20 protein-coding genes are annotated in these 16,699 nt (G+C 74.3%); 5 read left to right on the plus strand and 15 right to left on the minus strand.

The features are described from left to right. Complete coding sequence (locus tag AB0F71_RS16425) at positions 1–663, minus strand: hypothetical protein (RefSeq protein WP_360233855.1); 663 nt, start codon at positions 661–663, stop codon at positions 1–3. Next, positions 660–1,811 carry a hypothetical protein gene (locus AB0F71_RS16430; RefSeq protein WP_360233858.1) on the minus strand — a complete coding sequence of 384 codons (1,152 nt, stop codon included), beginning with the start codon at positions 1,809–1,811 and terminating at the stop codon, positions 660–662. Before AB0F71_RS16430 ends, AB0F71_RS16425 begins: the two co-directional genes overlap by 4 nt. 262 nt (positions 1,812–2,073) lie before the next feature. On the opposite strand from AB0F71_RS16430, the gene AB0F71_RS16435 reads away from it, so the two are divergent. Both AB0F71_RS16435 and AB0F71_RS16440 read left to right on the plus strand, forming a co-directional pair. Beyond that, on the plus strand, positions 2,074–2,577 hold the full coding sequence (locus AB0F71_RS16435; protein WP_360233861.1) for a hypothetical protein: 504 nt from the start codon (positions 2,074–2,076) through the stop codon (positions 2,575–2,577). Positions 2,578–2,709: 132 nt separating this feature from the next. Further along, positions 2,710–3,597: a Rieske (2Fe-2S) protein gene (locus AB0F71_RS16440; RefSeq protein WP_360233864.1), complete on the plus strand. Its 888-nt coding sequence runs from the start codon at positions 2,710–2,712 to the stop codon at positions 3,595–3,597. Positions 3,598–3,600: 3 nt separating this feature from the next. On the opposite strand, the gene AB0F71_RS16445 is transcribed toward AB0F71_RS16440, so the two are convergent. The 3 genes from AB0F71_RS16445 to AB0F71_RS16455 all read right to left on the minus strand — a co-directional run bounded on the left by AB0F71_RS16445 (position 3,601) and on the right by AB0F71_RS16455 (position 5,526). Continuing rightward, complete coding sequence (locus AB0F71_RS16445; protein ID WP_360233867.1) at positions 3,601–4,143, minus strand: DUF6328 family protein; 543 nt, start codon at positions 4,141–4,143, stop codon at positions 3,601–3,603. 47 nt (positions 4,144–4,190) lie between these two features. Further along, positions 4,191–4,589, minus strand: a complete 399-nt coding sequence (locus AB0F71_RS16450; protein WP_360233870.1) for a hypothetical protein — start codon at positions 4,587–4,589, stop codon at positions 4,191–4,193. Between the two features lie 187 nt (positions 4,590–4,776). Then, a complete protein-coding gene (locus AB0F71_RS16455; protein ID WP_360233873.1) occupies positions 4,777–5,526 on the minus strand; it encodes a class I SAM-dependent methyltransferase in 750 nt (249 codons plus the stop codon). A 231-nt stretch (positions 5,527–5,757) separates the two neighbouring features. On the opposite strand from AB0F71_RS16455, the gene AB0F71_RS16460 reads away from it, so the two are divergent. Next, positions 5,758–6,081 carry a plasmid stabilization protein gene (locus AB0F71_RS16460; RefSeq protein ID WP_360233876.1) on the plus strand — a complete coding sequence of 108 codons (324 nt, stop codon included), beginning with the start codon at positions 5,758–5,760 and terminating at the stop codon, positions 6,079–6,081. Positions 6,082–6,199: 118 nt separating this feature from the next. On the opposite strand, the gene AB0F71_RS16465 is transcribed toward AB0F71_RS16460, so the two are convergent. From AB0F71_RS16465 to AB0F71_RS16495, 7 genes are all read right to left on the minus strand, one after another. Continuing rightward, on the minus strand, positions 6,200–6,634 hold the full coding sequence (locus AB0F71_RS16465; protein WP_360233879.1) for an STAS domain-containing protein: 435 nt from the start codon (positions 6,632–6,634) through the stop codon (positions 6,200–6,202). 153 nt (positions 6,635–6,787) lie between these two features. Next, positions 6,788–7,081 (minus strand): helix-turn-helix domain-containing protein, encoded by a 294-nt coding sequence (locus AB0F71_RS16470; RefSeq protein WP_360233882.1) that lies wholly within the window; start codon positions 7,079–7,081, stop codon positions 6,788–6,790. Positions 7,082–7,249: 168 nt separating this feature from the next. Then, a complete protein-coding gene (locus AB0F71_RS16475; RefSeq protein WP_360233884.1) occupies positions 7,250–7,453 on the minus strand; it encodes a hypothetical protein in 204 nt (67 codons plus the stop codon). A gap of 217 nt (positions 7,454–7,670) precedes the next feature. Further along, positions 7,671–9,014 carry a HAMP domain-containing sensor histidine kinase gene (locus AB0F71_RS16480; protein WP_360233887.1) on the minus strand — a complete coding sequence of 448 codons (1,344 nt, stop codon included), beginning with the start codon at positions 9,012–9,014 and terminating at the stop codon, positions 7,671–7,673. Positions 9,015–9,018: 4 nt separating this feature from the next. Then, positions 9,019–9,777, minus strand: coding sequence for a two-component system response regulator CseB (gene cseB / locus AB0F71_RS16485; protein ID WP_360233890.1), 759 nt, complete (start codon positions 9,775–9,777; stop codon positions 9,019–9,021). A 148-nt stretch (positions 9,778–9,925) separates the two neighbouring features. Then, positions 9,926–11,023, minus strand: a complete 1,098-nt coding sequence (locus AB0F71_RS16490) for an endonuclease/exonuclease/phosphatase family protein (RefSeq protein ID WP_360233893.1) — start codon at positions 11,021–11,023, stop codon at positions 9,926–9,928. Further along, positions 11,020–12,030, minus strand: a complete 1,011-nt coding sequence (locus tag AB0F71_RS16495) for a serine hydrolase (protein ID WP_360233896.1) — start codon at positions 12,028–12,030, stop codon at positions 11,020–11,022. Before AB0F71_RS16495 ends, AB0F71_RS16490 begins: the two co-directional genes overlap by 4 nt. Positions 12,031–12,516: 486 nt before the next feature. Here AB0F71_RS16495 and AB0F71_RS16500 point away from each other — a divergent pair, with 486 nt between their 5' ends. Continuing rightward, entirely contained in the window at positions 12,517–13,695 is a 1,179-nt protein-coding gene (locus AB0F71_RS16500; RefSeq protein ID WP_360233899.1) for a hypothetical protein, read from the plus strand. A 311-nt stretch (positions 13,696–14,006) separates the two neighbouring features. Further along, positions 14,007–14,351: a hypothetical protein gene (locus AB0F71_RS16505; RefSeq protein ID WP_360233902.1), complete on the plus strand. Its 345-nt coding sequence runs from the start codon at positions 14,007–14,009 to the stop codon at positions 14,349–14,351. Positions 14,352–14,406: 55 nt separating this feature from the next. Here the strand turns inward: AB0F71_RS16505 and AB0F71_RS16510 are convergent, their stop codons facing one another. The 3 genes from AB0F71_RS16510 to AB0F71_RS16520 form a co-directional block, all read right to left on the minus strand. Next, positions 14,407–15,105, minus strand: coding sequence for an alpha/beta hydrolase family protein (locus AB0F71_RS16510; RefSeq protein ID WP_360233905.1), 699 nt, complete (start codon positions 15,103–15,105; stop codon positions 14,407–14,409). Positions 15,106–15,172: 67 nt separating this feature from the next. Next, on the minus strand, positions 15,173–15,565 hold the full coding sequence (locus AB0F71_RS16515; protein WP_360233908.1) for a RidA family protein: 393 nt from the start codon (positions 15,563–15,565) through the stop codon (positions 15,173–15,175). 216 nt (positions 15,566–15,781) lie between these two features. Continuing rightward, the gene (locus AB0F71_RS16520; protein WP_360233911.1) at positions 15,782–16,615 is read right to left on the minus strand and encodes a hypothetical protein; all 834 of its coding nucleotides are present in this window, start codon (positions 16,613–16,615) and stop codon (positions 15,782–15,784) included. Between the last annotated feature and the right edge of the window lie 84 nt (positions 16,616–16,699).

The following is a 16,699-nucleotide window of genomic DNA, read 5'->3' on the forward strand; positions in this document are numbered from 1 at the left end:
TTACTCCTCCTCCGACAGGTACCGTGCTGCGTCGACGAGTTGGCCGTCCCGCCCGGCGCCGAGCAGGTCGGCGGGGTTGCCGCCCAGCCAGGCGTTGGCCGACAGCCACCAGTCCGCGACGCCCCACGGGTCGCGTTCGGCGTCCAGAACGGTGTTGACCTCCACCACCGTCGGCAACGGCGTGCCCGCGACGCCGAACTGGAAGCCGGGCAGCCGCGGCCTCCCGCCGGGCCCGGTCAACCTCAGCAGCCCGGCAGCGCCCGGATCACCGCCCAGCAGCCGCACCTCGTCGGGGTCGAGCGCCGGTACGGCCAGGATCCTCGCCCGGATCGGGCCGAGCACCGGGCCGACCATGCGGTGGCCGTCGAGCACCAGCACGGCCAGGTCGTCCGCATGGAAGCCGAGGTGCGCCCGGTCCTGCGTGTCCCCGGCGAACCGGGCACCGGACGCGTCGTCGAGCCGTCCGGACTCGGCGTCCGGCAGCGCTTCCAGCAGCAGCCGGGCCGCCTCCTCGGCCGCCTGCAGTCGGTCCGGCCCGTCCTGCTCGGCGGATCTCAACGCCTGCAGCAGCGCCTCCAGTTGGCGGCCCGACGCGGGTTCCAGCAGGCCGGCCAACCGGTCCCAGTCGGCGGCGGCCGCCGCAAGCACCTGGTACGGGTTCATCGGGTCCTTCCGTCGACGGCCTTCACGGCCGTGAGTTGACGTTCAATCAGATCTGCTACAGCGGGCCGCCGCACCACGAGGTGCACCTCCCACTGCGCACCGCGGATCAGTTCGGCCTCCACCGCGGCCCAGAGCATGCCGAGACTGACCTCGTACGGCAGCCCGCCCCGGCCGGAACCGAGCAGCGGAAGACAGATCGAGCGCAGCGGAGGATCGAACTGCCGGTGTTCCTCGGCCAGCACGGCGAACGCCCGGGCGACCGCCCGGGTCACGTCCGCCGGCAGCACGTCGTAGTCGTTCGTCCCCAGGCGCGGGACCGCCACCGCGGCGTGGTAGATCCGCCGAACGCCCTGCTCCACCAGCGCCCCCGCCCCGACCGCCGCCACGGTTCCCGGCAGCACCGCCCGGCCCGGCGCCCCGTGCCGGACGGCCCACCTCCGCAACTCCTCGTGCACCAGGTCCTCGACGAGCTCCCCGGTCGGCCCGCGCAGCGCTCCCACCCGCCGGAGCGACGCCGACACCGACGACTTGTACGGCTCCGGCAGCGCCAGATAGGTGTTGGTCGGCGAGACCACGACGTCCACATCGCGCAGCAGATCGACGGGGTGGACGTGCACCGTCACCAGCGCGGTCCGCCCGCCCACCCGGACCCGCAGCGACCGGTGACCCGAGGACGCGGGCGAGGGCGGCCCGACATCCCCGCCGTCCCCTGCCTGGTCCGCCTGGCGCGACTGCGCCGCCCGACCCGGCTGCCCCGCCCGCGCGGCCATCCGGATCACCTGCTCGGCGACCTCACCCAGCACCAGCGCCTCGTGGTGCTTGCGGAACCGCTCCACGCTCACCCCGTACACGCGCGCGGCATGCTTCCGACGGTCGGCGGGCGGCCAGTCGCGAGTGCCCTGGGCCAGGCCGAGGCTGTACTCGGCGGCCTTGTGAAGGCTGCCGGGATCGATCCGCGCCACCGCCAGCCGCAGCAGCCGCTCCACAGCGGCGGGCCGCGACTCCCGCCCGGCCGGCAGGTCGATCATGCCTGCGGCCCGGACCAGCGCCGGGAGCTCCAGCTCACGCAGCCGCACCAGGCCGACCCGCCGCAACTCCCGCACCTCCCCGAGAACTGACGCGTGGTCCGGCGGGTCGCTGTGCACCATGCCCGAAAGGATCGCACCGCGCCGACGGCGGCGACAAGCCGGATCCGCACCGGCCTCCTCGCCACCGAGATCGTCAACGGCGGCTTGCCCATCCACATCGGCGCCGCTCTGCTCGGCGACCTGAAAACGGCATCGCCGCACCTTCGGACGGTAGGCAGCTCCGTCGAGCTACCGGCGGACGGCCCGGCGTGCGAGACTGATGATCATCACCGGGGCGGCAGAGCGCAGGTCCCCGGCAGGGGACGACACCACGGGGAACACCATGCAGAACACCGGCACCGACGCGGCCGCATCCGAATCCATATCCGCCGTCGGCCTCGACGTCGCCGGCGCGGCCGGTGCGGCCGGTGCGGCCGGTGAAGTGCTGCCCTCGATCGGCGAAATGCGGCTCCCCGCCTGGTTCTTCGGCTTCGAGGGCGTCCTGGCCGGCGCCTTCGACCTGCTGCGGGCCTTCCCGTCCGCCTGGCCCGCCCTGATCGTCCTCGTGGCGGTCAACATCACCGTCTCGCTCACCCTGCTGCGCAAGCGGCTCCAGCTCGCCAAGCTCCTGTGGCGCGGCAAGGGCACCCGCAAGGTGGCCTTCGCCCTGGTGGGCCTGCGGCTCGGCACCCACCTCCTGCTCAGCGCACTCGGATTCGCCCTCGTCTCGGCACTCGGCCACGTCCTGATGGCCCTGGTGATGGCCGGCGTCACCGTCGGCCTGCTGGTGTACGTCCAGCGCACCGCGCTCGCCGCCCTGGTCACCGCGGGCAAGGCCACCGCCTGAGACGTCGGTGAGGCGTCGGTGGTCACGGCGGTTGGCGCCGCAGCGTGATCACGACGCCACGACGAGTGCAGGGCGGCTCAACGCGCACCCCGGACGGGGTTTGGCCTCCCGGCGTCCGGCAAGCCGCCAGGCATGGACGTTTCAGCACTGCACCACCGCCGCTGGTCCCGCCGACTGCGCCGCACGCTCGACGCACCGGCACACTGGGAGGTCCTCGACCTCCCCTCCGGGAAACTCGCCGACGCGGTGGAAGCACTCCCGCTCGGGCCGTACCGCGACGCCCTGCGCGGCGTGTGGCTCGGCCACCCGCTCCACCCGGGCCTGGTCCAACTGCCCATCGGCTGCTGGACATCGGCAGGCCTGCTGGACTTCACCCCGGGAGCTCGGCGGTCGGCCGACGCGCTCGTCGCCACCGGGCTGCTGACGGCCGTGCCGACCGCGCTGTCCGGCTGGGTGGACTGGGCCCGGCTCGACCCGCCGCGCCGCCGCACCGGCCTGGTCCACGCCCTCGCCAACACGACCGGCGTGCTGCTGTACGCCGGCTCGCTGCTGGCCCGCTGCCGGGGCCGACGCGCCCGCGGCCGGCTGCTCGGCCTGGCCGGGCTCGTCGCCATCACGGGCGGCGGTGTCCTCGGCGGCCACCTGGCCTACGGACAGGCCGCCGGCCCCAACCGGGCCGCCGACGCGCCCCGACTCGCGCCCGCCGACTGGATAGGACTCGGCCCGGTCGACGACTTCCCACCGGGCGAACCCGTCCGCAGGACGGCCGGCGACCTGCCCGTGGTCGTCGTCCGCGAGGGCGAGCGCTGCCATGTGCTCGCGGAGCGCTGCGCCCACCTCTCCGGCCCGCTCGCCGACGGCACGGTGGCCGACGGCTGCCTGCGCTGCCCGTGGCACGGCAGCGAGTTCCGCCTGCGGGACGGCGAGGTCGTGAGCGGCCCGGCCACCTCGCCGCAGCCGGTGTTCGAGACCCGGGTGCTCTCCGGGCACCTGGAGGCCCGGCTGCCCGGCGCCGGCTGACCGTCAGCCCAGCGGCCCGCCCCCACCGCCGGTGTCGCCGTACTCCCGCGCGGCCGCCCGGCGGGCCGCCGTGCGGCGCAGCACCACATGGGGCAGGACGAGCCAGGTGGCGGTGAACCAGACCAGGACGGCGGCACTCAGCGCCCACGCCGCGGCCGGGTTGCCGGTCGCGGTGCGCAGCAGGAGCAGCAGGGCGGCGGCGATGGTCAGGGCCAGGGTGGTGAGCCCGGTGGCGATGAGGCGGCCTGCGACGTGGATGAGTTCCGGTTTCATGTCGTGGCCGGTGAGGAAGCGGTGGAAGGCCACGGGTGCGATCAGGGCGCCCGTGGCCACGGCGCCGAGGACGACCGTGGCGACGTAGAGGTTCTTGTCGAAGTCGGGCAGGGCGTCGAAGCGCGGGGTGAAGGCCACGCCGATGAGGAAGCCGAAGAGGATCTGCGCGCCGGTCTGGCACACGCGGACCTCCTGGAGCATCTCGTTCCAGAGCCGGTCGGCCCGTTCCTGGGGCGTCTCGTCCCGGCCGGGTGTGCTGTCGTTCTTCGTCAACGGATCCTCCCCGCCTGGCGCGGTGGGGCCTCGGTCGTGGTGACCGGTCAGGGGCGGTCCTCGTGGTGGCCGCACAGCCAGGCCAGCGCCTGGTAGACGCCCAGGGCGTGCCCGGCGTCCGTTCGGTTCTCCAACGCGTCGCGATCTGCCAACGCGCCTCGGCCTTCCAGCGCGTCGCGGTCTGCCAGCGTGTCGCGAAGGCGCACCGCGGCGGCCTGGCACTCGGCCAGCAGCTGTGCCCGGCACGGTCCGCTGGTCCCGAGCACGGCGGCGGCGGTGACCGGTGCCGCGATCTGGGCTCCGGCGGCCCAGCGGTAGGCCCCCAGGACACCGTGGTCGAACCGGGTCCAGGGCTGCGGGCGCCGGTTGGAGGTCTCGATCGCGTCGAACACCTCGTCCAGCACCCGCACCCCCACCGCCGGGATCTCCGTCTCGTCACTGGTCATGCCCGCAACCTACGACGACTTGCCACTGCCCGCCGCGCGGCAGGACGGCCGGACGGCCCGTCGGCACGGGCGTGCCCTGTCGGATGCCCGGGCATTCGGGTGAACCACCGCACCCGGCGGCGGCCGCCACCATCGGCCGGGGCGGGACAGGCCGAGGCGGGCCGGGCCCGGCCCGTCCGGGTCGGTGTCACGCGGTGGGGCGACGCGCGGCCATCAGGTCCGCGCCCGGCGCCTGCACCAGTCGCAGGCCGGCGGCCTCGAGCTCCTCGCTGAGCCGCTCGGGCGAGGCAGGCCACAGGTCGAACGCCTCCCGGGCCTCGCGCAGCAGCTCCTGCCCGCGTTCGACGCGGTAGGTGAAGACCATACGCAGGACGCCGCGGTGGGGCCGACGGGTGACGTCCGCGCTGTACAGGTCCGGGCCCACCCGCACCGGACCGAGTCGTCCCACCTCCTCGCACCCGGCGGGCAGGTCGGTGGGCGGGGGGTCGAACAGGAGCAGGCCGCCCGGCAGGAGGGCGGCCGAGATCGCCTGCCAGGTGGCGCGCCTCGTCGGGGGATCCAGGCAGGCGACCACGTTGGAGGCGACGGCCAGGTCCGCCACGGCCGCCAGGCCTGCCGCCGCAAGGGTCTCGGCGTGCACGGTGACGCGGGCACGCTGGTCCGCCCCGAGGTGGGCCAGGCGCGACAGCAGGGCGGCGCGCATGGCCGGGGCCGGTTCGACGGCGTGGACGGGCACGCTGGAGGCGCGCAGCAGCACCTCGGTGACGATTCCGGTGCCGGCGCCGACGTCCAGGACCGCGTGGCGGGCCCGGGTGGCAGCCTCGGCGAACCGCCGCTCGGCCAGGCGGCGGTCGGTCTCGGCCTGCAGGAGGTCGTAGAACTCTGCGGAGACCGCGTATCCGCCGCCGGAGGAGTCGTTCACGGAGGAGTCGTTCACGGCGCACTCAGCCGTGGACGGGCGTCAAACGCGGCGGGTCCGCAAGCCGGCTGGAATGTGCCGTCGACATCGAGGCCTCCCTCACTCCTGCCCTGGGCGGGTCCACCCTGTCGACGCTACGGCCCGACGACCGGCCGTGCATGCGGCGCGGGGCCCGTTTGCCCCGCCGATTCCGGGAAAGCCGCAACAGCATGGAACGAGCCCCACGGTCATCGGACAGGAGGGTGTGACATGCCTCGCGGATCGAGTCCCAAGCGGGAGCGGCAGTACGAGCACATCAAGGAGAGTGCGCTGGAACGCGGTGAGAGCGAGAAGCGCGCCAAGGAGATCGCGGCCCGTACGGTGAACAAGGAACGGGCCCGGCACGGGGAGTCGAAGACCGCCAGCCGCAGCTCGGTGCAGGACATCTCCTCCGCCCGTCGCGGCGGGCTGCACTCGCACAGCGGCGCCCAGGGGCCGACGAAGGAGCAGCTGTACAACGAGGCCAGGCAGCGCAACATCCACGGGCGCTCGAAGATGAACAAGAAGGAACTCGAACACGCCCTGGGCCGATAGGAGTTGGTGACCGCGGGAACCGTTCCCGCACCGCCCGACCCGGGCATCCACCCGCACCACGGGCACCCACCCGGCCCGGGCACCCAGGGGTGCCCGGGCCAGGACGCGCCGTCCGCACCTACGGACCGTCGGAGCGGCCTTCCCCGGCTTCTTCGGGGGTGAAGAGGCTGGTTGTCTCGGTTATCTCGAGCAGGCGCTCGACCCGGCTGCTGGCCGCGCTGATCGTGAGGGTGCGGTTACTGCGGTGCGCGCTTCTGCGCAGGCCCACCAGGAGGTTGAGACCGGCGCTGTCACAGAAGGTGACCGCGGACAGGTCCAGTTCGAGCCCTGCGTCGCTGGCGTGCAGCGCGCGTTCAAGGGTTTCGCCGAGGCCGTCGGCGACGTCGAGGTCGATCTCGCCGCACACCGTCGCACGGGTTCGGCTGCCTACGGTGTCCAGCTTGACCACCAGGCCGTCGGCAATCCACCGGTCGGCGGGCGACTTTCCGCCGACCAGCTCGGGCGGGGGAGGATTCGGGGTGGCGAAGCGCGCCACGGGCAGCTCACCGCTCATGTCACCTTCTCCTGCCTGGGAGCACGGGATGACACATTCAGCGTCTGCCGAATCCCTTCTCACGTCAACCGATACGTGAACGGAAATTCGTCAATAACACTGCATATGATCACGCTCGGTATCACCGTTGATACCACTGGTGCGGTCGGTCGGTCAGCGCAGCAGGACTGCCAGCAGTTCGGCCAGCGTGGGGCCGCTGTCCGCGGGATGGCGCAGCTGTTTGCCGTCGATGACGCGGTAGACGTTCGAGCGTCCGACGCGGCGGTGGCTGAGATAACCCTCGGCTTCGAGGTCGGCGATGATCCGTTGGACCGCCCGCTCGGTCAGCAGGCAGCGGGCCGCGATGTCCCGCACCCTGATGCCCGGGTCCCGCGCGATCTGCACCAGGACCCGCGCATGGTTGGTCAGGAACGTCCACTGGTGCCCGGGCGCCGGTTGTTCTTCCACCTTCTCAGGATAGGCCGACGCGATAGGCGAGACACGAAACAAGATTCACGTATTCCTCTGAGGTGGAACGCACGAATACGGGCACGGGCGAATGCGGACGTGGGCGATGTGCGGCCGACCTGCGGAACGACTTCACCGCCGGCGTGCCCGGCCCGGCGTGCCCGTCCGTCACGGGGCCCGCGTGTCGGCCGCCGGCGCGTGCGGCTCGTCGTCGTCTTCCGGGTCCTCGCCCTTGGCTCGGACGTCCGCCGGCGTGGGCGCCACGATCTCCCGGGTCTCCGCGGACCGCTCCCGTGCCTGCTCGTCTCCCCGGGCCGTGGTGTCCCCGTGGGTGGTGTTCGTGTCGGGGGTGTTTGTGTCGGGGGTGTTCATGACTGCTCCTCTCCCTGGCGCCTCCTCCGGGCGGAGGCGGCACCAGGCGGCTGCCCCGCTTCGCGGGTTCCACACTCGCCGACATCGAGGTCTACTACGGCGAACGGCGTGCTGGCCGTACTCGAATTGGCCCGGGAGCAGTGGGGCGGCGAACGCCAGGAGGACGCCGGCCGCCTCACCGGCCTCACCCTGCGTCGCCGCCTACCGGATGACGCCCTCAGCTGTTGTCCGGGCGTTCTGCAGCGTCCGGGCGGGCGAGGTCGAGGGTGGCGAGGGCTCCGCCGTCCGGGGCGTTGGCGAAGGTCAGCCGGGCGTCGAGGACCGCGGCCTGGCCGGCGGCGATGGTGAGGCCGAGGCCGTGGCCCTGGCCGCGTTCGGCGGCGCCCGTACGGAAGCGCTGCGGCCCGTGGGCGAGGAGGTCGGCCGGGAAGCCAGGGCCGTGGTCGCGCACCGTGATGCAGCTGCCCGCGACGGTGACCTCGACGGGCCAGGCGCCGTGCCGGTGGGCGTTGGCCACCAGGTTGGTGACGATGCGTTCCACCCGGCGCGGGTCGGTGCGGACCACGGCGGGGGCTGACAGCCCGAGCCGGGTGTCGCCTCCCGCCTGCTCGATCGCGTGGGCGACGAGGTCGCCGAGGGGCACCTCGTCGAGCCTGGCCCGCTCGGCCCCGGCGTCGAGCCGGGAGACCTCCAGCAGGTCCTCGACCAGTCCGCGCAGGGTGCGGACCTGGGTGCGGACCAGGTCGGCCGCCTCGTCGTCCTCGGGCAGCAGTCCGGCGGCCGTGACCAGGCCCATCAGCGGGGTGCGCAGTTCGTGGGCGACGTCGGCGGTGAAGCGCTTCTCCGCGGCCAGCCGCCCTTGCAGGGTCTCGGCCATCTCGTCGACGGCCGCCGACATCTCGGTGATCTCGTCGCGGGCGCGGCCCCGGCGGCCGATCCGGGCGTCGAGGTCGCCGTCGGCGATCCGGCGGGCGGTCCGGGAGCCGTGGCGCAGCCGCCGGTTCATCTGCTCGGCCGCGAGCGCGGTGACGGGCACGATCACGGCCAGGGCGACGAGGGCGGCCTTGACCATGTTGCGGTCCAGCAGCTGGAGGTTGCGCACCTCGGCGCTCATGTCGGTGCGGACGGTGAGCACCTGGTTGTCGCCGACGGGCACGGCCGCCCACATCCAGTACCAGTTGGGCGCTTTGACGTCGTACCAGAGGGCGTACTCCCCCGGTGTCCGCAGGTTCGCGACGGCGTGCGCCAGCGGAGCGGGCAGGTTGGCCGGGGGCTGGAGGTCGGCGGGGTCCGGGCGGCGGCCGGTGCGGGCGAACTCCTTCTCGGCGGAGCTCAGTTGGGCGATCGCGCGGTCGCGTCCGGTCCGGTCGCCGCGCTCCGCGGTCGCCCGGTGGACGAGCAGGCCGATCGTCGCGGCGACCGTGCAGCAGGCGAGCGCGACCAGCGCGGCGATCTTCCAGCGCAGGGAGCGCGGGTTGAGGCGCCAGGGGTCACGGCGGCGGCACGGGTCGGGGCGGCGGCGCGGGTCGGGGGTTCCCGGGTCGCGGGTTCGCTCGGTCATCCGGTCAGCCCCGGACGAGCTTGTAGCCGAAGCCCCGGACGGTCTCGATGCGGTCGGCGCCGATCTTCTTGCGCAGCCGCACCACGCAGAGGTCGACGACCCGGGTGTCGCCCTCCCAGCCGTAGTCCCAGACGTCGTGCAGCAGGCGGCGGCGGTCCAGGACCGTGCCGGGGTTCTCGGCGAAGGCCAGCAGCAGGCGCAGTTCGGTGGGCGTGAGGGGGACGGCCCGCCCGTCCAGCCGGACGTCCAGGCCGCGCAGGTCGATGGTCAGGTCGCCGAAAACCAGGAGGTCCGACTCGGTCCGGGTGTCCTGCGGGCGCTCCGGCGCGGGCCCGGGCGCGGGCTCCTGGGTGCGTTCCCCGGCCGGCCCCCGGTGGAAGGTGGCGCGGCGCAGCAGGGAGCGGATGCGGGCGACCAGGACGGGGATGTCCACGGGCTTGACCACGTAGTCGTCGGCGCCGGCCTCCAGCCCGGCCACGACGTCGAGGGCGTCGCCGCGGGCGGACATCATCAGGATCGGGGTGAGGCCCTCCTCGCGGATCCGCCGGCACAGGCCGATGCCGTCGAGGCCGGGCAGCATCACGTCCAGGATCAGCACGTCGTGCGCCCCGGCCCGGAAGGCCTCCAGGCCGTCGAGCCCGTCCCCGGTGACCTCGACCTGGTACCCGTAGCGCTCCAGGGCCAGCTGGACCGAGCGGCGGATGACCGCGTCGTCTTCGACGACCAGCACGCTGACCGGGTCGGGTACGCGGGTTCCGGACAAGAGTTCTCCCGTGTCTTGGCCTGGGGATTCGTGCTCGTTCGAGCTCACTGGTGACCGATCGTAGCCGGACGGGGCGCGGCACCGAGGATGCCCGGGGCGGCACGTGGGGGCACGGCCGGGCGGTGCCCAGGGGGCGGACGGCGGCCGGTCACAGCCGCAGGGTCGCGGCGACCGGCAGGTGGTCGCTGCCGGTGTCGGGCAGGGTCCACGCCGAGCGCGGGGTGATGCCCTTCACCAGGATCTGGTCGATCCGGACCACCGGGAACGACGCCGGCCAGGTGAAGCCGAAGCCGGCACCGGCCTCCCGCTGCGCCGACCGCAACGGCCCTGTGAGCGCGTCCAGCGCGGAGTCGTCGACCGAGCCGTTGAAGTCCCCCAGGACGACGATCCGCGGGAGCCGTTCGGCCCGTACGGCCTCGGCCAGCTTGGCGGCCGCCTCATTGCGGCGGGCCGTGGTGAAGCCGGCCGCCGGGTGCACCCGGACCGAGGCGAGGTGCGCCGCGTAGACGGCCACCGGCCCCTTCGGGGTCTGCACGGTGGCGCGCAGGGCCCTGGTCCAGGGCATGATCTCCACCGGCTCCACCGCCTGGAGCGGGTACTTGCTCCACAGTCCGACGCCGCCCCGCACCTCGGCGTAGGGGTAGGCGGCGGCCAGTTCGTGCCGGTAGGTCTCCTGCGCCCGGCTCGCCAGCTCCTCCACCGCCAGGACGTCGGCGCCCGAGGCGGCCAGCGCACGGGCCGTCCGGCGCGGGTCGGGGTTCTCCTCGTTGACGTTGTGGCTGACCACCGTGAGGTCCCCGCCGCCGGCGCGCTTGTCGACGAGGGCGGGAGCGAAGAGCACGGTCCAGACGAGGGCGGGGACGAGCACCGCGGCCGCCGCCAGGGCGGACCGCCGGACCGCCGCCAGGAGCAGCAGCAGCGCGACGCCCAGGCCCGACCAGGGCAGCACCGTCTGCCACAGGCTGCCGAGATTGCCGACGCCGTTGGGGAGTTGGGAGTTCAGGGCCATCAGGGCGGCGCAGAGCACGGCGGCCACCACGATCAGCCGCCCACGCGGGCGCCGCGGCCGCGCCGCACGGCGGGCCGGACGGCGGCGGACCGGACGACGGGCCGGACGGCGACGGCCGGGCCCGGGCGCGTCGGCCACCGTCTCCCGGCCCGTCTCCCCGACCACCGCCCCGGCCACCGCCGGAGGCGCCGCCAGCGGCACCACCGGAGCCGCCCCGGCGCTCGCGCCCGCGCTCACGCCCACTCCCGCTGACCGCCGTCGAGCGCCGCCAGGGCGCCCGGCAGCTTCTGCCGCAGGGCGTCGACGAGCCGACCGCTGTTCTCCAGCGCCGCCCGCAGGCCCTCGGTGGGCGTGGTCCCCGCGCGCTGGCCGAGCACCACGCCGTAGACGAGCCGGCGGCCCGAGCCGCCCTTGCCGTCCGGGACCTCCAGGGCCCACATCAGGTTGCCGCCCGCCGGCGTGCTCGACCCGGTCTTCAAGCCGACCACCCCGGGGCGGTCGAGCAGGGTGTTGGTGTTCCGCAGTGGTTCGGCCCGCCCCGGGAGCGTGGTGCTGCGCAGCGCCACCGTGGCCCGCAGCGCCGGCTCCTTCATCGCCTCGCGGGCCAGCTTGAGCTGGTCGGCGGCGGTGGACACGGTCGTGGCCTCGAAGCCGCTGGCCCCGGTGTAGGTCGTGCTGGTCATCCCCAGCCTGGCCGCCTCCGCGTTCATCCGGGCCACGAACGCCTCCTGGCTGCCCGCGTCCCAACGGGCCAGCAGCCGGGCCACGTTGTTGGCGGAGGGGAGCAGCATCACCTCCAGCAGCTTGCGCTGGGTGAGCCGCTGCCCCTCGGTGACGGGGGCCGTGGACTCGCTCGCCGAGGCCGACTCGGCCGCGGCCTGCGCGTCGACCGTGATCGTCGGCCCGTCCTCGCCGTCCCTGAGCGGGTGGTCCCGGAGGACGACGTACGCCGTCATCACCTTGGTGACGCTCGCGATCGGCACCGGCTGTTGCTGCGGCCCCTTGACCCCGAGGACGCCGGCCTTCGCCACGGCGACGGCCGACTGCCCGTCCGTCGGCCACGGGAGGTCGAGGTCGGCGACGGCCTCGGGCGCGGGGAGCACCAGTGCCCCGTCCGCCCTGGCGTCCCCGCCCGCGCCGGGGCCCGCACCCGGGCCGCCGTCGGGCAGGGCGGCCAGCGCGCCCCCGCCGGCCCCCGCGACCAGCACCCCGGCCAGCGCCCACAGCACCCCGCGGCGGGGCACCCGGCCCCGGCCCCGGCCGGACGCGGTACGGCAGTCTCGGCTTGCGGGTTCGGCAACTTTCGCAACGGACTTCGCGACGACGGACACGACGGCTGCCTCCCGGAGCAGAGGGACACGGACCCCGGTGCCACCGACGGCCACCGGGTGTGCCCACAGCCTCCGCGACCAGCGCTTCCGCCCGGTCGGAGCGGGACTTCCACCGGCGCGCAGTCGTGTATCAGCTGTGTACCAGTGGCCGCCGACGCGCTTCGGCCCGTACCGATGCCGTCGGAGACCACGCCCGTGCGAAGGCGGACGAGTTGCCGGAATGGGAGCATGGTCGTAGTGATGACGGCCATCCGGCAGCCTGGATCTCCGGAGACCCGAGGCCCGGCGACCTGGAGACTCTGCTTCCGGTTCCGGGGGATGGACCGTACTGCGCGGGCTTCCGGGCTCTCGGCGCGGGACCTGCTCACCTTCGGTGCACATCCGTGAGGAGTTCCTCCCATGTCAAGGCCCGTTCAGCCACCGCCCGAGGACTTCGCACGGTCCGGCGAGGGCGTGGAACTCCGACCACCCGACGGCCTGCCCGAGGTCCCCGGCTTCGACCCCGCCGAGCTCCCGCCGGAGCTGCTGGAGGCGCGGGCCGCGATCGAGGGAGTCCTGAGCGGGCAGGGTGACGAGCGCAGCCGAGTCCGGTCCGCGGACGACGTCACCGAGCTGACCGACATCACCGAGCTGACCAACATCCAGGGGATCGGCATCGGCAAGTCCGCACCGTCCGAGCGCGGTCCGGCCGGCGGTGCCGTGGAGCCGGGGCGGCCGACGCTGACGGTCTACCTGACCCGGCCGAGGACGGCCGAGGACATCAGGGCGGTGCTCGTCGACCGCATGGGCGTCGGAGCCGCCGCGTCATCCGGGGTGGTCGTGGTCCCGGTCGTGACCGGGCCGATCGAGGCGCAGACCTTCGAGCTGCGGCAGCGGCCGGCGCCAGGCGGCGCGTCCGTTCTCGGCAACCCCAACGCCCTCGGCCTCGGCTTCGGCACGCTGGGCTGCCTGACCACCGGCCGCTCCTCCCCACGCGACCAGCGGACGCTCATCCTCAGCTGCAACCACATCCTCGCGAACAGCAACCTGGGCCGGCTCGGGGACTGCGTCGACCAGCCCGCCACCGGTGACTTCGGAGTCTGCCCCGACGACCTCATAGCCGTCCTGGAGCGCTTCGTCCCGGTGGCCTTCGGCGGGCCCGTCAACATCGTGGACTGCGCGACGGCATGGGCGGACCCGGCCAAGGTCAGCCCCAACGTCCTGGCCCGGGGGCCCGGCGGGACGTTCGAACTGGCGATCAGCTCCACGACCGCGGCCGCGACGGTCGGCCTGGCGGTCGGCAAGAGCGGGCGGACGACGGAGGTGACCGCGGGAACCGTCCAGGAGGTGGGCGCCTCGCACTGGGCCGACTACCCGGGCGGGAACTCCGCCTTCTTCTCCGGCTCCATCGCGATCACCGGAAACCTCGGGCCGTTCGCCGGGCGCGGGGATTCCGGAGCGATCGTCTGGACCGATGACGACAGCCGCAACCCGGTCGGCCTGCACTTCGCCGGCGCCTCCGATCAGAGCAGGGCGTTCGCGAACCCGATCGACATCGTGACCCAGGCCCTCGACGTCTTCATCACCGGCACCCACTGAGCGCGCCGCCGTCGGACGCCCACCGGGCGGGCTGCCGCACCGGGGAGGGCGGGTTCCGGTCGAAGGGCGGCCGGCGGGGTCCGGATCGCGGGGGCGGTGGGGTACGGCGCGCCTCGGGTGGTGAGCCCTGCCCCGCGGCGCGGGGGACGCGGCAGGGTGCGGCCGCGGTGGCGACTTCTCCCCCGTCATGTGCGGACGTCATGTGCGGAGCGGCGCCGTCCCTCCCTACGATCCCTACGATTCGCCGGAGCACGTCCCGGCCGCGGGTCGCAGCGGCGCTCGGCACGACCGACGACGAGGACGGAACCATCGTGCGCAGGAACACCAGGAGCAGGAGACTCGGAACCGCCGCCTGCCTGCTGGCCGGGCTCGCGGCCATCGGCGTCGTCGCGGCGCCGGCCGCCCAGGCCCGGTCGGCCGCACCGGCCCGGGTCGAGGGCATCAACTGCAGCACCCCGACCATCGCCTTCCTCAACGGCCAGTGGTACTACGGGATTTCCTGCTCCGCCTGGGGCACCACCAAGTGGTGGGTGAACGTCAACTGTTCGGACGGCTCGTTCCGGAGCGACGGCCCGCACACGACCTTCCTGAACGTCCAGCTGTACTGCCCGCCGAACACCACCGTCACCAAGGGCTGGGTCAGCTACACCCCCTGACCCGCCCCCGCCGTCGCCCCCGTCCCACCCACACCGGGGGCGACGGCGCCGGGCGTCACTGCGCTGCGGCGGTGAGGAGCAGGTGGGCCAGGTCGGTCGGGCGGGAGAACATCGGCCAGTGGCCGGTGGCCAGTTCGGCCAGCTGCCAGTGCGGGGCGGCGAGCAGCTCGGCCACGTCCTCGTCGGGTTCCTCGCCCGCGAGGAGGCACCTGACGTACGTCGTGGGCAGGGTGGTGAGGGGGCCGGTCAGGGTGGCGGACTCGGTGAGGGTGGCGCCCGGGTGCGGGGTCGCGCCGCCGACGATGCGGGCGGTCTGCTCCGCGGTGAGGCCGTGCCCGGCGAAGTGCTCGGGCCGGGCGCACGGCCAGGAGCCGCCGTTGGCCGCGAGCGCGGCCCGCAGCGCCGTGCCGCCGTCCGGCCAGCCGTCCGCGAAGGAACGGCCGTCGACGGGGACGGCCGCGTCGACGAGGACCAGCCGGGCCAGCCGGTCGCCGATCCGCTGGGCGGCCTGGCCGACCGGGACGCCCGCGTAGCTGTGGCCGACCAGCACGACCCGGCGCAGGTCCTGGCGTTCGACCTCGACCACGACGTCCTCGACGTGGGTCCGCTGCCCGGCCGGGACGTCCCGCTCCCCGGCCAGCCCGGACAGCGTCAGCGGGTGGACGGCGTGCCCGGCCGCGCGCAGCGTCGGGATCACGTCGGCCCAGGCCCAGGCGCCGAGCCGGGCACCGGCGACCAGTACGAAGTTCACCATGGCCGCACCGTAGTGGAGCGGCCCGAAGGGCGTCGCGCGGAGATCGGTGACCGGCGCCCGGGCCCGGTCAGCCGAGGACGGCGTCGACCTCCACCTCGACCAGCCAGTCCGGGTCGATGAAGCGGGAGACCTCGACGAAGGTGGTGACCGGGCGGATCGCCCCGAAGCGTTCCCCGTGCGCCCGGGCGGCCTCCTCCCAGGCCGTCACGTCGGTGAGCATGATCCTGGTCCGCACCACGTCCGTCAGCGAGGCGCCCGCCTCCGCCAGCGCGGCCTCGGCGATGTCCAGGCACCGGACGGTCTGGGCGTGGACGTCCCCGGGCCCGACGGTCCCGCCGTCCGCGCCGATCGGCGCGGTGCCCGCCACCGCGACGTAGGGACCCTTGCGGACCGCCCGGGAGAACCCGATGCGCGGTTCCAACGGCGAACCCGAACTGACCAGCCGACGCGTGTTGTCCATCGCGCCATGCTGGCAGAGCGGCGGGCGGACCGGCCACGCCGTCCCGAGGATCGGACGGGCGCGGTTCGGACGGGCGCGGTTCGGACGGGCGCGGTTCGGACGGGCGCGGCCCGGCTCGGTCGAGCGGCGGAGCAGCTGCTCAGCGGACCGGACGCCGGTCCGCCAGGCGGCCGATCAGCCGCGCGGGCCCGACCGGGATGGACAGGCCCCCGGTGATCAGGAGCCGGCCACGGCCGTGAACTCGGCGGTGTGGACGGCGTCCCCGTGCTTGAAGTCGAGGTAGAGCCGGTACGGGCCGGCCGTCGGCGCCACCGCGTGGAAGGTGATCTCCGGGCCGGGCGCGGTGACCCCGTCGCCGGGCTCGCCGTTCGGGTGGACGTGCAGGTAGGCGAGGTCGGCGGCGCGCAGGGCGACCAGGTGGCCGTAGGCGGCCAGGTAGGGCTGGAGGTCGGCGACGGGGGCGCCGTCGCGGGTCACGGTGAAGGTGAGCGGCGCGCCGGTGCCCGCCGTCAACTGCCCGGCCAGGGTGACGGTGTAGCCGTCGACCGTGGCGGTGGCCGAGGCCTCCGGCAGCGGGTGCCCGGCGCTCTCGCCGGGGAGGGTGAGGTCCACGCCGAGGGTGAGCGGGGCGGCGCCGACGGCCTTGAAGTCGGCGTAGGCGTGGTAGGCGGCGGGGCCGTCGAAGGGGTTGGCCACCCGCCAGGTGCCGTCCGCGTCCAGCGTGGGGTGGACGTGCCGGTAGCCGGAGAGGTCGCGGCGGACCACGATCAGGTGCAGCAGGGCCTCGTGCTGGGGCTCGTACGCGGTGACGGCCTCGCCGTCCGGCCCGGTGATCCGGAAGGTGAACTCGCCCTCGGGGCCGACGGTCCCCGGTATCAGGGTGTAGCCCTGGTCGGAGGCCGTCAGCCCCTGCGGAGCGCCGTGACCGGCGTGGTGGTCGCCGTGGCCGTGGCTCTCGTGGTGCTCGTGGTGGTCGTGGTGGTCGCCGTGACCGGCGTGGTGCTCGTGCTGCTGGTGCTGCTGGTGGCTGTGATGCTGATGCGTGTTCATACCGTCCACGAACGCAGCCCGTTGCGCCCGCGTTCCCCGCCGGCGTCCGCTCCGAGCGAACTCGTGCGGCCCACGACGGCCCAC

Source organism: Kitasatospora sp. NPDC028055 (genome assembly GCF_040637885.1).
Lineage (GTDB): Bacteria > Actinomycetota > Actinomycetes > Streptomycetales > Streptomycetaceae > Kitasatospora.